14 protein-coding genes are annotated in these 12,984 nt (G+C 60.3%); 7 read left to right on the top strand and 7 right to left on the bottom strand.

The genetic code is table 11. From position 1 onward, the window contains the following. Positions 1–238 precede the first annotated feature (238 nt). The 3 genes from ftsX to ftsY are packed head-to-tail and all read right to left on the bottom strand — an operon-like array spanning position 239 to position 3,436. Positions 239–1,192 (bottom strand): permease-like cell division protein FtsX, encoded by a 954-nt coding sequence (gene ftsX / locus L085_RS05535; RefSeq protein WP_004934340.1) that lies wholly within the window; start codon positions 1,190–1,192, stop codon positions 239–241. Further along, positions 1,182–1,853, bottom strand: a complete 672-nt coding sequence (ftsE, locus tag L085_RS05530; protein WP_004934337.1) for a cell division ATP-binding protein FtsE — start codon at positions 1,851–1,853, stop codon at positions 1,182–1,184. Before ftsE ends, ftsX begins: the two co-directional genes overlap by 11 nt. Before the next feature lie 5 nt (positions 1,854–1,858). Next, entirely contained in the window at positions 1,859–3,436 is a 1,578-nt protein-coding gene (gene ftsY / locus L085_RS05525; protein WP_044030269.1) for a signal recognition particle-docking protein FtsY, read from the bottom strand. Positions 3,437–3,678: 242 nt separating this feature from the next. Here ftsY and rsmD point away from each other — a divergent pair, with 242 nt between their 5' ends. Further along, the gene (gene rsmD, locus L085_RS05520; RefSeq protein ID WP_044030267.1) at positions 3,679–4,299 is read left to right on the top strand and encodes a 16S rRNA (guanine(966)-N(2))-methyltransferase; all 621 of its coding nucleotides are present in this window, start codon (positions 3,679–3,681) and stop codon (positions 4,297–4,299) included. Continuing rightward, positions 4,289–4,561, top strand: coding sequence for a DUF1145 family protein (locus L085_RS05515; RefSeq protein WP_004934327.1), 273 nt, complete (start codon positions 4,289–4,291; stop codon positions 4,559–4,561). The genes rsmD and L085_RS05515 overlap by 11 nt, the downstream gene beginning before the upstream one ends. Positions 4,562–4,564: 3 nt before the next feature. Here L085_RS05515 and L085_RS05510 read toward each other — a convergent pair whose 3' ends face one another. Further along, entirely contained in the window at positions 4,565–4,921 is a 357-nt protein-coding gene (locus tag L085_RS05510) for a DUF2500 domain-containing protein (protein WP_015376283.1), read from the bottom strand. Positions 4,922–5,081: 160 nt separating this feature from the next. Between L085_RS05510 and L085_RS05505 the strand changes: the two genes are divergently transcribed. Further along, the gene (locus L085_RS05505; protein WP_004934322.1) at positions 5,082–5,708 is read left to right on the top strand and encodes a lysoplasmalogenase; all 627 of its coding nucleotides are present in this window, start codon (positions 5,082–5,084) and stop codon (positions 5,706–5,708) included. A gap of 40 nt (positions 5,709–5,748) precedes the next feature. Here the strand turns inward: L085_RS05505 and L085_RS05500 are convergent, their stop codons facing one another. Both L085_RS05500 and L085_RS05495 read right to left on the bottom strand, forming a co-directional pair. Then, entirely contained in the window at positions 5,749–6,126 is a 378-nt protein-coding gene (locus tag L085_RS05500; RefSeq protein ID WP_004934320.1) for an AprI/Inh family metalloprotease inhibitor, read from the bottom strand. Between the two features lie 55 nt (positions 6,127–6,181). Then, on the bottom strand, positions 6,182–7,645 hold the full coding sequence (locus L085_RS05495) for a serralysin family metalloprotease (protein ID WP_021504810.1): 1,464 nt from the start codon (positions 7,643–7,645) through the stop codon (positions 6,182–6,184). Positions 7,646–8,327: 682 nt separating this feature from the next. Here L085_RS05495 and L085_RS05490 point away from each other — a divergent pair. Then, positions 8,328–10,646 carry a zinc/cadmium/mercury/lead-transporting ATPase gene (locus tag L085_RS05490; RefSeq protein WP_044030265.1) on the top strand — a complete coding sequence of 773 codons (2,319 nt, stop codon included), beginning with the start codon at positions 8,328–8,330 and terminating at the stop codon, positions 10,644–10,646. An 80-nt stretch (positions 10,647–10,726) separates the two neighbouring features. On the opposite strand, the gene tusA is transcribed toward L085_RS05490, so the two are convergent. After that, on the bottom strand, positions 10,727–10,972 hold the full coding sequence (gene tusA, locus L085_RS05485) for a sulfurtransferase TusA (protein ID WP_004934314.1): 246 nt from the start codon (positions 10,970–10,972) through the stop codon (positions 10,727–10,729). Positions 10,973–11,193: 221 nt separating this feature from the next. Between tusA and L085_RS05480 the strand changes: the two genes are divergently transcribed. The 3 genes from L085_RS05480 (at position 11,194) to L085_RS05470 (ending at position 12,973) form a co-directional block, all read left to right on the top strand. Then, entirely contained in the window at positions 11,194–11,853 is a 660-nt protein-coding gene (locus L085_RS05480) for a 7-cyano-7-deazaguanine/7-aminomethyl-7-deazaguanine transporter (RefSeq protein ID WP_044030263.1), read from the top strand. Between the two features lie 41 nt (positions 11,854–11,894). Beyond that, positions 11,895–12,329, top strand: coding sequence for a GNAT family N-acetyltransferase (locus tag L085_RS05475; protein ID WP_004934307.1), 435 nt, complete (start codon positions 11,895–11,897; stop codon positions 12,327–12,329). 80 nt (positions 12,330–12,409) lie between these two features. After that, entirely contained in the window at positions 12,410–12,973 is a 564-nt protein-coding gene (locus tag L085_RS05470; protein ID WP_015376277.1) for a DcrB family lipoprotein, read from the top strand. The last annotated feature ends 11 nt before the right edge of the window (positions 12,974–12,984 follow it).

Raw genomic sequence — 12,984 nt, 5'->3', positions numbered from 1 at the left:
GAAGCAAAAGCGGTTCCACACGCCGGACACCTTAACATTTGCTGCAATTTTTGACCGTACTCCGCCCCAGAAGTTCACCCTTTTTTGCAAGCATTGTTGCTGACAATACGTGACGAAGGTGCAGGCCGATAGGGAATTTGTGCGCTAAGAAGAGAGGGATGGTGCTGACTTCGCTTGAGGTCACTCTTCTCCCGCAACGCGATCAAAAGCAGCAGGAGAAGAGTATACCAAAAAAATCTTACTGTGGTGTAAATCGGCGTAAATGTTGCACCGTCGCCAGCCAGGCGGCGATCCAACCGATCATCGCGGAGATGATCAGCAGCAGCAGCGCCTCATCCCAGCCCAGCCCGTGCAGGGTGAAGGTGGTGCCGAATACCTTGGCCACGCCGGCGACCACCGACTCCAGCTGCCACACCAGCGCGCCGGACAACACCAGCGACAGCAGCGCGCCGGCAAAGCCCAGCATCGCCCCGCCGTTGAGGAACGGCCGCAGGATAAAACCGTCGGTGGCGCCGATCAGTTTCATCACGTTGATGGTGTCGCGGCGGCTGAAGATGCTCAGACGCACGCTGTTGCCGATCACCAGGAACACCGCCACAATCATCAGCACGCCGATGATCGCCGCAATCTGGCCCGCCAGCCCGGTCAGCGCCGCCAGGCGGGCAAACCAGCTGTCATCCATACGCACTTCTTCCACGCCCTGCACCGCCGCCACGCGATCGCGCAGGGTGTTGAGGGTATCCGAACTCTGGAAGCTCAGCTTCGGCGTGACGATCGCCACCGCCGGCAGCGGGTTCTCTTCCAGCATGTCCAGCGCGCCGCCAAAGCCCGACCAGTTGCGGAACTCGCCGCGCGCTTCTTCACGCGACAGATAGTTCACCTTCTCCACGCCGGCTTCCGCCTTGATGGCGTCGAGCACTTTCAGCGCGGCGTCGTCATCGAGCGATTTATCCAGATAGACGGTCAGCTGCGGCGTCGGATACCACTGGCTGGCCGCGGTGCTGACGTTTTTCCACACGATGTAGCATACGCTCGGCAGCGTCAGGGAAATGGCGATCACCATCACCGTCAGCAGCGTCGCCAACGGCTGACGCAGCATGTCTTTGATGGCGTTCATCCAGGCGTAACGCCACTGTTCGCGCCAGCCGCCGCGCAGCGCCTTGCTCTTGGCGGTTTTTGCGTTATTGGCCATGGTGAGCGCCTCCTTGCATGCGGCCCTGGCTCAGCGTCAGGATGCGGTAATTGCGGCGGGCGATAAGCCCGGTGTCGTGCGTCGCCATCAGAACGGTCACGCCGACGCGGTTGAATTCTTCAAACAGGCGCAAAATGCCTTCCGACAGCGCATCGTCCAGGTTACCGGTCGGTTCATCCGCCAGCAGCACCGCCGGCTTGTTCACCACCGCACGGGCGATGCCCACACGCTGCTGCTCACCGCCGGACAGCTGAATCGGGAAGTTCTTCGCTTTATCCAGCAAACCGACCTTGTCCAGCGCGGCGGAAACGCGGCGACGGATGTCTTCGGTGCTGGCGCCGGCGATGATCAGCGGCATCGCCACGTTGTCATACACCGTGCGATCCAGCAGCAGGTGGTGATCCTGGAAGATCATGCCGATCTGCCGACGCAGGAACGGCACCTCGCGGTTTTTCAAACGACTGATGTCGTGACCGCCAAACCAGATGTGGCCGGCGCTGGGCCGTTCGATACCGCAAATCAGTTTCAGCAGGGTACTTTTCCCCGCGCCGGAATGGCCGGTCAGAAACGCCATCTCCGCCGGGCGCAGATGGAAATCAACCCCCTGCAGCGCTTGCCGTCCGCCCAGATAAGCTTTACTGACCTGTTCAAAGCGAATCATCCGTATTAATCCTCTCGGGCAAAAAGTGCCTCAATAAAATCGTCAGCCTTAAACGGCCGCAAATCTTCGATGCCTTCCCCGACGCCGATATAGCGGATCGGGATACCGAACTGATCGGCGATGGCGAAGATCACCCCGCCCTTGGCGGTACCGTCCAGTTTAGTCAGCGTGATGCCGGTTAAGCCCACGGCCTCATTAAATAATTTCGCCTGACTGACCGCATTCTGGCCGGTGCTGGCATCGAGCGTCAGCATAACCTCATGGGGGGCCTGGTCGTCCAGTTTTTTCATGACGCGGACGATCTTCTTCAGCTCTTCCATCAGGTGCGATTTGTTCTGCAGACGGCCGGCGGTATCGGCGATCAACACATCGATGCCGCGCGCCTTGGCGGCCTGCACCGCATCGAAGATCACCGAAGCGGAATCCGCGCCGGTATGCTGCGCCACCACCGGAATGCGGTTGCGTTCACCCCACACCTGCAGCTGCTCCACCGCCGCGGCGCGGAAGGTGTCCCCCGCCGCCAGCATCACCGACTTGCCTTCCGCCTGGAACTGGCGCGCCAGCTTGCCGATGGTGGTGGTTTTACCCACGCCGTTCACGCCGACCATCAGGATGACATACGGGGTTTTCCCGCTGACATCCAGCGGCTGATCGACCTTGGCCAGAATTTCGGACATTTCCTCCTTCAGCTTGCCGTACAGCGCTTCGGCGTCTTTCAGCTGCTTGCGGCTGGCGTGCTGGGTCAGGGAGGTGATGATCTTGCGCGTGGTGTCCACGCCAACGTCGGCGATCAGCAGCTGTTCTTCCAGCTCGTCGAACAGGTCGTCGTCGATCTTTTTACCGCGGAACAGCCCCATAAAGCCGGAGCCGAGGTTCTGCTTGGTCTTCAGCAGGCTGCGCTTCAGGCGCGTGAAGAAGCCCTCTTTGGTCGGGCGCTCCTGCTCTTGCGCAGCGGCCGGCACGACGGGTTCCAGCGGCTCTTCTTCCGCTTCCGGCTCTGGCTCAACGGCCGGCTCAGATTCGACGACCAGCTCGGGCTCGATGACCGGCTCGGGTTCGACGACCGGCTCAGGCTCAACGACCGGCTCAGGCTCAACGACCGGCTCGGGTTCGACGACCGGCTCAGGCTCAACGACCGGCTCAGGCTCAATGACCGGCTCAGGCTCAACGACCGGCTCAGGCTCAACGACCGGCTCAGGTTCGATGACTGGCTCGGGTTCGACGACCGGCTCGGGTTCGGTAACAGGTTGCTGCTGCGCCGCCACCTGTTCGGTGACGCTGACGATCTCTTCGGCCAGCGCTTGCGCCGCCGGATGCTCGGCCGCTGCCGGCAGATTTTCCGCGATTTGCTCGCCGGCCTGACCGTTATCCCACTCTCCCGGGGTGTCGACGGAGGCGGCAGGTTCAGATTCCTGGGCGGGGAGCTTGTCGTCCAGCTTGGCGGTGACCGGTTCAGCCGGCGTCTCCGCGGCCTGAGGTTCCGCCTGCTCTACCGACGGCTCAGGTTGCTGTTGCTCTTCTTCCTTCTCCTTCTGGCCAAACCCCAGCCAGGAGAAAAACCCACGTTTCTTATCTTTTGCCATGTTATGACTCTACTCCGTACCGAAGGCTCGCTTACCCTCCATACCTGAAGGATATATGCTGACAATAATCCGCCGAGTCTATCACTTTCCCTCGCCCAGCAACACGCATCCGGCATGCTTTCCGGCGTGAAATCAGACAACAACGTTTTACCGTTCCCCCCGACGCCCGTCACCGGTAGAATAGGGACAACTTTTCGTTAACCTCGGCGGCCCCGCGCCGCGAAAGAAACCAAACAACGCTTATGACAAGACTCTCGCCACGGGCGGTGGCCAAAAAACCGCCCCAGGCCGCAGCCGGACAGATCCGCATCATCGGCGGCCAATGGCGCGGTCGCAAACTCCCGGTGCCGAACAGCCCGGGGCTGCGCCCCACCACCGATCGGGTACGCGAAACCCTGTTCAACTGGCTGGCGCCGGTGATTCAGGGCGCGCGCTGCCTCGACTGTTTCGCCGGCAGCGGCGCATTGGGGCTGGAAGCGCTGTCGCGCTATGCCGGCAGCGCCACGCTGCTCGAATTCGAACGGCCGGTGGCGCAGCAGCTGGAAAAAAATCTGGCGCTGCTGCAGGGCAAAGGGGTGGTTATCAACACCAACGCGCTGAGCTGGCTGGCGGGCGATGGCCAACCGTTCGACGTGGTGTTCCTCGATCCGCCGTTTCGCAAAGGCCTGCTGGCGGAGACCGCCCTGTTGCTGGAGCAACGCGGCTGGCTGGCCGACGAGGCCTGGATCTATGTAGAAGCCGAGGCGGAAAGCGCCGCGGCGGACGTGCCTGCCAGCTGGCAGCTGCACCGGGAGAAGGTCGCCGGCCAGGTGGCCTATCGCCTTTATATTCGTTCGCAAGAGAAAACCGACCATGTTGATTAATCTGGGCCGCCTGCTGATGCTGTGCGTGTGGGGCTTCCTGCTCTCTAACCTGTTCCATCCGTTTCCCAAGCCGCTGAAGTATTTCATCGACGTGGCGCTGTTCTTTATGGTGGTGATGCACGGCCTGCAGCTGGTGCTGTTGAAATCCACCCAGCCGAAGGATCAGCCGATCAGCTACTGGCAAGAGGCCAAGATCTTTATCTTTGGCGTGTTCGAGCTGCTGGCCTGGCAAAAGAAACAGCCGCCCATCAAGAAGAAGTGACCGCTACGGCTGAGCGGTGAACGAGACGAAGCGCGTGCCCTGCATGTTCAACGTGCCCTGCGCGCCCTTTTCTATCGGGTTGTACTGCCATTGCTTCAGCCGCAGCTGGATATCTTCACCTCCCTGTACCGGACTGAACACCACCTCGTAATTCATCGGTTCATTGACCAACGGCTCGCGCTGCGGCGCGCGGGTCTTGGTGACCGGCACCGCGCGTTTGTCGCTCACCGTCACCTGCAGACTGCGCATCGGCGCGCGATCGTTTTCCGCCTCCTGCTGCCGCTGCTTGAAGTAGCGTTGCGTGGCCAGCACGGCGATCAGCGCAATCACGGCGACAAAAAATAACGGTGGCTTACTCATCGGTTTCCCATTTCCTTCGCGGCTAAATCAGCGTAAACATAGCATTCTCAAGAAAGCATTGTCGATCGCCGGCAGGCTACCTACACTGAAATGAAGAAGTGACATTGGTGACAGTTTGGAGCCGGTTGTTGCGGCTCCCTCATACATAAGGAAGACATTAATGAGTTGGCCGTTCCTTGCCGTATTCTTTTCCGGTTGGCTGTTCGTCGACGCCTCTTACCGTGGGCCGCGCTGGCAGCGCTGGGTGTTCAAACCCGTCACGCTGCTGCTGCTGTTGCTGTTGGCCTGGCAGGCGCCGGTGCTCGGCGCTGCGGGTTATCTGATCGTACTCGGCCTGCTGGCGACGCTGATCGGCGACGCATTGCTCCTGTTGCCGCGCGAACGGGTGCTGTATGCCATCGGCGCCTTTTTCCTGTCCCACCTGCTGTACACCCTGAGTTTCGCCAGCCAGATGACGTTCAGCCTGTTCTGGCCGCTGCCGCTGGCGCTGCTGGCGATCGGCGCACTGCTGCTGGCCACCGTCTGGACCCGGCTGGAAGAGATGCGCTGGCCGATCGTTACCTACGTGGCGATGACGCTGCTGATGGTCTGGCTGGCGGGCGAACAATATTTCCTGCGCAGCACCGATTTCGGCTTCTCGCTGCTGACCGGCACCTCGCTGCTGCTGCTGGCCAACGTGGTTTGGCTGCTCAACCGCTACCGCTTCACCTTCCGCGCGGCGGACGCCATCGTGGCTTTCTGTTATTTCTCCGGCCACTTCCTGATCGTGCGTTCGCTCTACCTGTAGAGACCTACCGCGGGTTCGGCGCGCCGAACCCGTTTCTTCATCAAGCCAGCGCTTTCAACGTCAGAGCATCATCCGCACCCAGCTGATTGCGGTACAGATCGCCGTCGCGCGAGAAGAACGCCAGCGTGCTGCCATCCGCCCGCAGCAGGGCGATGCCGTCCGGAGCCGGGCGCCAGCCCACGACTTCCGCCGCAAACACGCTCTGCAAACACTGTTGCCGATCCACCAGCTGATAGCCGTTGGTCTCGCTTTGTTCATGCGCCAGAAACTCGATTTGGCATTGCCGTTCGCTGTCGGCCACCTGCCATTGCCCCGCCAGCGACTGCGCGGTCGGCAATGCCAAACTGCCGGCCATCACCGCACTCGTCACCATCATGCCACCCGCCGCCAAAGCGGTGCGCGCTAAAGTACCTTTCATACCGGGCTCCTGCATCACGCCCGGCCGAGACTGCGCCGGGCGTTCCGTTGCTGTGTTACACGATAAAGTCCGTGGCGACGTCTACCTGGCCGACGATTTTCACCAGGAAGTCCGGCGCCTGATGCCCGCCGATGTTCACCGACAAATCGGTCACGTTGCTGGACGCGTTGTAGCTCAGCAGCGCCTCACCGGCCGTGCCGCTGAAGTGATCGACGAAGTGGATGAAATCACTGCTATTCGCTTCTTTATTGAAGAACGACAGGTCGATCTTGTCGATCCCTTTCTGGAAGTCGCGGATCCAGTCGGAAGCACCCGGTGCGGAATCGCTGGCGGCAGAGAACACAAAGATGTCTTTGCCGGCACCGCCCCACAGTTCATCCGCCCCGCCGCCGCCGAACAGCACGTCGTTACCCGCGCCGCCTTTCAGCACGTTGTTGGCCGCGTTGCCGACGATCACGTCGTTGCCGGAACCGCCAATGGCGTTCTCAATGGTCACACCGGCGGCGATCGAGACGTTGCCCTTCAGGCCGCCCACGTCGGAGAACGATTTCTCATTCAGGTTGATGCGCTGGTTAGCGGTATAACCGGAGAAGTCGAAGGTATCGTTGCCACCCGCATCCCAGGCCGCAAAGATCACTTTCTGCGAATTGCTGGTGGTGCTGAGGAAGTCACGACCGGTATTGGAGTTAAAGCCGTACACGGTGTCGCCGGTGCGGGTCGACAGGTTGGCGCCATACAGATGCTGAATGGCGGCAATGTCATCCAGCAGCGGAGCCGCGGCATAGTGACCGCCGTTGTCGCCACCTGTGTTGGTTTCACTCCAGTAGCTCATCAGGCTGAACTGGCGGGTATCTTCCGCATAGGTGACGTCGTTATAGGTCGGGTTGCCCTCACCGGCGTTGTAGTCGCCCGGGTGGCTGAGGCCCAGCGCATGGCCAATCTCATGGGTGAATGTCTGGCGGCCGTAGTCTTCGGTCGCCGGATGCTTCACGTTGGATTGGTTGACGTTGTACCAGGTCTGGCCGCCCAAATCCTGGCCCTGCCAAATGGTGTTCGGCAGGAAGGCGTAGGCCTGGGTACCATAATCATAGTGGCCGGGACGATCCTGGCTGTAATTGCCGAAGGTGATATTGGCCTTTTGACCGGCCGCCACTTCGGTGAAGGTGATATTGGCGACGTCGGCCCAGGACTGCAGCGACAGCTTAGCCTGCTGCTGCTGTTCCGCGCTGAACTTGCTCAGCCCGGTATCGCCGGCGACGTTGGTGGAAGAGAACTTATAGTCCGGGAAGGAGAAGGTTAATTTGACCGGCTGGCCAAATACCTTGTAACCGTTCCAGGTTTGGTTCTCGCGGGTAATAAACAACCCAGCTTGCTCGTTAGAAAATGAATCCTTGCCATTAATCTGAATCCCGTTACCCCGCTCATGATAATGCAGCAGGTCATCTACAGCATCGTAGCCGGTTGCCGCGGCCGCAAGGCTGGATTCAGTAATTTCAATTGCCTTTTTAGTAGATTGCATTGGTTCGATTCCACTCATTACCTGATTGATATCATCAGACAGATAGACATAACCTCCCCGTAAGCCACGGTTAATAAACCTTAAGCTTGCTGGAAGGGGCTTATGCGCCGTTACCGGCAGTGTGTTAGGTAGAATTAATGCATATATATCAGCAAATAAGATCACCATTAAAAATGGTAATCGATTCCAATTATAGGCAGGGTCGCAAAACTGCACATAAAATAATCAACCATTTATTATCGCAACGAAAGTTTGTTATGCTGCTTTTTAGAGTTCTTTACAAAGCAAATGAAACTTGATGAGGATAAGTTGGCACCAAACTTCAATAGCAATGCGGCCTGCAGACTCAAGCGAATCATGCTGGCTTTACTCAGGGGAAAAGGTAAATTTCGCTAAAGCGTTATAGATTAATAACTCTTTATTATTAGGTCGGGCGATTTTTTAGTTTCTATAGGAATATTATTTTCTTATTTAAACTAACGGCAGCGAGCCTTTTCGCCCCAATAGGGGATAAGAAAAGCCGATATATTAAAATCCGCATTATTCATTATTGAATGAATACCCCCCTTTCTACGCTTGAACGCCGTTAGCAATAATTCTCATCCGGCTCTTGACTCTGGAGTGGACTCCAAGGTGTAGAGTCAGTTGAGCAAACCCGTTTAACAGCCCGCAGGGGGGCGTTATGCACAATCAGCAAAACCATAATCATCAGGAACATCACCACGCCGAAGGCGGATGCGGCTGCAACCACAGCCACAGCAAAACTCAGCACGGCTGCAGCAGCGAACCGAAAAACGCCACCGCACAGGCCGAACACGCCCACCATCATCACGATCATGGCGATAGCGGCTGCTGCACCGCCGCGCCCGACGATCCGGACGAGGAAAGCGACAGGCTGGCCGCCGCTCCCCCTTCCGGCAGCCAACGTTTCAGCTGGAAAGTCACCGGCATGGACTGCCCCAGCTGCGCCAAGAAAATCGAAAATGCCGTCACCGCACTCCCCGGCGTCGACAGCGCGCGCGTGTTGTTCGCCACCGAGAAACTGGTGGTCGACGCGCAGTCCGACATCAGCCTGCGGATCCAGGATGCGGTCGCCCAGGCCGGCTTTACCCTGCTCGGCGCTCAGACCGCCAAAGCCGCAGCGCCGAAAACCTCACGCTTCGGCGAATTCGCGCCGCTGCTGCTGTTAACCACCCTGATGGTGGTCAGTTGGGTGCTGGATCGGGTTAACCCGGAGCTGGGCCGCATCGCCTTTATCGCCACCACGCTGGTCGGGTTGGCGCCGGTCGCCGCCAAGGCGCTGCGTTTGATTCGTTCCGGCACGCCGTTTGCCATCGAAACGCTGATGAGCGTGGCGGCCATCGGCGCGCTGTTCATCGGCGCCACCGCCGAAGCGGCGATGGTGCTGCTGCTGTTTATGGTCGGCGAACTGCTGGAATCCTACGCCGCCAACCGCGCACGGCGCGGGGTGAAGGCGCTGATGGAGCTGGTGCCGGAAGATGCGCTGCTGCTGCAAGGCACGGAACGCAAACGCGTGCCGGTCGCCAGCCTGCGCCCCGGCGACGTGATTGAAATCGCGCCCGGTGGGCGCCTGCCGGCCGACGCCGAGCTGCTCAATCCGTTCGCCAGCTTCGATGAAAGCGCCCTGACCGGCGAATCGGTGCCGGTCGAGCGCCAACAGGGGGAGAAAGTGGCCGCCGGCAGCCTGTCCGTCGATCAGGCGGCGCAGATGAAAGTGATATCCGAGCCCGGCAAAAACGCCATCGACCGCATTCTGCAGCTGATTGAAGAGGCCGAGGAGCGCCGCGCGCCGATCGAACGCTTCCTCGATCGCTTCAGCCGCTATTACACCCCGGCCATTATGCTGCTGGCCGTCGCGGTGATCCTGGTGCCACCGCTGCTGTTCTCGCAGCCGTGGGATACCTGGATCTATCGCGGCCTGACGCTGCTGCTGATCGGCTGCCCATGTGCACTGGTGATCTCAACGCCGGCGGCCATCACATCCGGACTGGCGGCCGCCACGCGGCGCGGCGCGCTGATTAAAGGCGGCGCGGCGCTGGAGCAACTGGGCCAGATCCAAACCATCGCCTTCGATAAAACCGGCACCCTGACCGAAGGCAAGCCGACGGTGACCGACGTGCTGCCGATCGGCGCGCTCACCGAACAGCGGCTGCTGCAGCTTGCCGCCGCGGTGGAAGCCGGTTCACATCACCCGCTGGCGCAGGCGATCATCAACCGCGCCGCCGCAAGCGGGGCTGAGTTGCCGCTGGCGCAGGCGCGCCGCGCGCTGGCCGGCGTCGGCGTGGAAGGGATCGTGGACGGCAAGACCGTGCTGATCAGCGCGCCGGGCAAGCTGGCGCCGGGCCTGCTCGACGCCCAATGGCAGAGCCAGATAGACAAGCTGGAAAACGCCGGCAAAACGGCGGTGGTGGTGCTGGAAGACGGCGCGCCCATCGGCTTGCTGGCGCTGCGCGATACGCTGCGCGGCGACGCCAAGCAGGCGATAGCCGAACTGAACGCGCTGGGCATTCGCGGCGTGATGCTGACCGGCGACAACCCGCGCGCCGCCGCCGCGATCGCCGGCGAGCTGGGCCTCGACTATCGCGCCGGTCTGCTGCCGGAAGATAAGGTCAGCGCAGTCACCGAACTGAGCGAACTGCGCCCGACGGCGATGATCGGCGACGGCATCAACGACGCCCCGGCGATGAAAGCCTCCAGCATCGGCATCGCCATGGGCAGCGGCACCGACGTGGCGCTGGAAACCGCCGACGCCGCCCTGACCCACAATCGGCTGGTGGGCGTCGCGGAGATGATCCGCATCTCGCGCGCCACCCACGCCAATATCCGGCAAAACATCACCATCGCGCTGGGGTTGAAGGGGGTCTTCCTGATCACCAGCCTGCTGGGGCTGACCGGTTTGTGGCTGGCGGTGCTGGCTGACTCCGGCGCCACCGCGCTGGTCACCGCCAACGCGCTGCGGCTATTGAGAAAGCGCAGCTAAGCTCTGAAACAAACACGGGCGCGGCATACCGCGCCCGTTGTCATTTGGGGGAGGGAACTTTTAACTCGGCCGCGCCGCCGTTAGACGCCTTTACGTAACAGATAACGGTATGGCACCTGTTCGGTCTCCTGCGCCACCAGCGTGTGCTCCATAAAGCGGCAGAACCCCGGGATATCGCGGGTGGTGGCCGGATCGTCGGCGATAATCAGCAGCGTTTCGCCGTTGTCCATATGGCGCACGGTTTTGCGCACCATCATCACCGGTTCCGGGCAACGCAGCCCCAGCGCGTCGAGCGTCTGGTCTGCCTGGGCAAATAAGTCAGTCATGCAATTTTTCTCGTTCAAAAACGATCGGCGAACGCTCGCCGCATCTCATTAGCGCCTAGTTTACGCCGGTAGTTTTTCTGCGCAAGACGCGTTAACGTTTGCGTTAAATTTAACCATTGCATTGGTTGCGCAAACGCGTATCATGCCGCCGCGCAGCGTTTTTTTGCTGTTTTGACAAGACACACTGGGTTCCCTCACCCCACTGCTAAAAAGGCTACAACATGTATTCGTTTACCGCGCAGCAGCGCTTCACCGCGTTGGTCTGGCTTTCGCTGTTTCATATCGCCATCATTACCTCCAGCAACTACCTGGTGCAGCTGCCGATCAGCGTTTTCGGCTTCCATACCACCTGGGGCGCCTTTACCTTCCCGTTTATCTTCCTGGCGACCGATCTGACCGTGCGCATCTTCGGCGCGCCGCTGGCGCGGCGCATCATCCTGGCGGTGATGGTGCCGGCGCTGTTCATCTCTTATGTGATCTCCACCGTCACCTATCAGGGAGAATGGCAGGGCTTTGCGGCGCTGAACAGTTTTAACCTGTTCGTGGCGCGCATCGCCGTCGCCAGCTTTATGGCCTATGTGCTCGGCCAGATCCTCGACGTACACGTCTTCAACCGCCTGCGTCAACGCAGCGCCTGGTGGGTGGCGCCGGCGGCGGCGATGTTCCTCGGCAACATCAGCGATACGCTGGCGTTCTTCTTCATCGCCTTTTATAAGAGCAGCGATCCCTTCATGGCCAACAACTGGGTGGAGATCGCGCTGGTGGATTACAGCTTCAAGGTGATGATCTGCCTGCTGTTCTTCCTGCCGATGTACGGCGTATTGCTGAACATGCTGCTCAAACGCATCGCGGCGCGCAGCGGCGGCCTGCAACCGGGCTGAGTCGTGTTATTCTGGGCGGCCCTATCCTTTGGAGGCCGCTCATGACCCCAATCGTCCGCACCGCCACGCTTGAAGACATCCACCGCCTTTACCAACGCATCCCCGAATTCGGCGGCCTGCATAGCCTGGCCGATCTGCAGCGGCGCATCGGCGCCGCCCCCGCCAGCCTGTTGATCGCCGAGATAGCCGGGCAACCGGCCGGTTTCAAACTCGGTTATCAACGGCAGGAAACGGTGTTTTACAGCTGGCTGGGCGGCGTGTTGCCGGCATTTCGTCGCCACGGCGTGGCGCAGGCCTTGTTGGCCGAACAAGAGCGCTGGGCGCGGGCGCAGGGCTATCGCCAACTGACGGTCAAAACCCGTAACCGGTTCCGCGCCATGCTGACGATGCTGATCGCCCACCACTATCAGATTGTTCAGCTGGAAAAGAAAGGCGAAGTGGCTGATTATCGGCTATTACTGGAAAAAAACTTGTGACAACATCTGCCTTGCATTTCAACCTGGAATAGGTTGCGATACGACAGTGAATCCCTACCGGAAAGGAAGAAGGAAGCCCGATGCGTAAAGTAGCGAAATTGATGGGTATCAGCCTGCTGGCGCTTGGCCTCGCGGCCTGCGACGGCGAAACCAAAGACACCAAGGCGGCAACGGACGGCGCGGCGGCCAGCGCGCCGGCCGGGCAGCAGGTGAGCCTGCTGGACGGTAAACTGGCGTTCACCCTGCCTGTCGGCATGGCGGATCAGAGCGGCAAGCTGGGCAACCAGGCCAACAACATGCATGTTTACGCAGACAGCACCGGCCAGCGCGCGGTGATTGTGATCCTGGGTGACAAGACCGCCGACAGCCTGGAGACCCTGGCCAAGCGCCTGGAGAATACCCAACGCGCGCGTGACGCCAACCTGCAGGTGATCACCAACAAAGCGCTCGACGTCAACGGTGTGCCGCTGCGTCAGCTGGACAGCATCATCACCAGCGGCGGCGAGAAAGCCTATTCTTCCGTCCTGATCGGCTCGCTGAACAACAACATGCTGACCATTCAGGTAACGCTGCCGGCGGACAATCAGCAGCAGGCGCAGACCGAAGCCGAAGGCATCATCTCCACCCTGAAGCTGAAGCAGTAATCCCACAAAGG

The sequence above is a fragment of the Serratia sp. FS14 genome (assembly GCF_000695995.1).
GTDB classification, from domain to species: Bacteria; Pseudomonadota; Gammaproteobacteria; order Enterobacterales; family Enterobacteriaceae; genus Serratia; species Serratia nematodiphila.
This window is presented reverse-complemented; position numbering and strand designations above follow the sequence as displayed.

Bases quoted from the DNA above. Each gene is read 5' to 3' on its own strand.
- ftsX (WP_004934340.1), bottom strand. From the start codon at position 1,192: ATGGCCAATAACGCAAAAACCGCCAAGAGCAAGGCGCTGCGCGGCGGC.
- ftsE (WP_004934337.1), bottom strand. From the start codon at position 1,853: ATGATTCGCTTTGAACAGGTCAGTAAAGCTTATCTGGGCGGACGGCAA.
- ftsY (WP_044030269.1), bottom strand. From the start codon at position 3,436: ATGGCAAAAGATAAGAAACGTGGGTTTTTCTCCTGGCTGGGGTTTGGC.
- rsmD (WP_044030267.1), top strand. From the start codon at position 3,679: ATGACAAGACTCTCGCCACGGGCGGTGGCCAAAAAACCGCCCCAGGCC.
- L085_RS05515 (WP_004934327.1), top strand. From the start codon at position 4,289: ATGTTGATTAATCTGGGCCGCCTGCTGATGCTGTGCGTGTGGGGCTTC.
- L085_RS05510 (WP_015376283.1), bottom strand. From the start codon at position 4,921: ATGAGTAAGCCACCGTTATTTTTTGTCGCCGTGATTGCGCTGATCGCC.
- L085_RS05505 (WP_004934322.1), top strand. From the start codon at position 5,082: ATGAGTTGGCCGTTCCTTGCCGTATTCTTTTCCGGTTGGCTGTTCGTC.
- L085_RS05500 (WP_004934320.1), bottom strand. From the start codon at position 6,126: ATGAAAGGTACTTTAGCGCGCACCGCTTTGGCGGCGGGTGGCATGATG.
- L085_RS05495 (WP_021504810.1), bottom strand. From the start codon at position 7,645: ATGCAATCTACTAAAAAGGCAATTGAAATTACTGAATCCAGCCTTGCG.
- L085_RS05490 (WP_044030265.1), top strand. From the start codon at position 8,328: ATGCACAATCAGCAAAACCATAATCATCAGGAACATCACCACGCCGAA.
- tusA (WP_004934314.1), bottom strand. From the start codon at position 10,972: ATGACTGACTTATTTGCCCAGGCAGACCAGACGCTCGACGCGCTGGGG.
- L085_RS05480 (WP_044030263.1), top strand. From the start codon at position 11,194: ATGTATTCGTTTACCGCGCAGCAGCGCTTCACCGCGTTGGTCTGGCTT.
- L085_RS05475 (WP_004934307.1), top strand. From the start codon at position 11,895: ATGACCCCAATCGTCCGCACCGCCACGCTTGAAGACATCCACCGCCTT.
- L085_RS05470 (WP_015376277.1), top strand. From the start codon at position 12,410: ATGCGTAAAGTAGCGAAATTGATGGGTATCAGCCTGCTGGCGCTTGGC.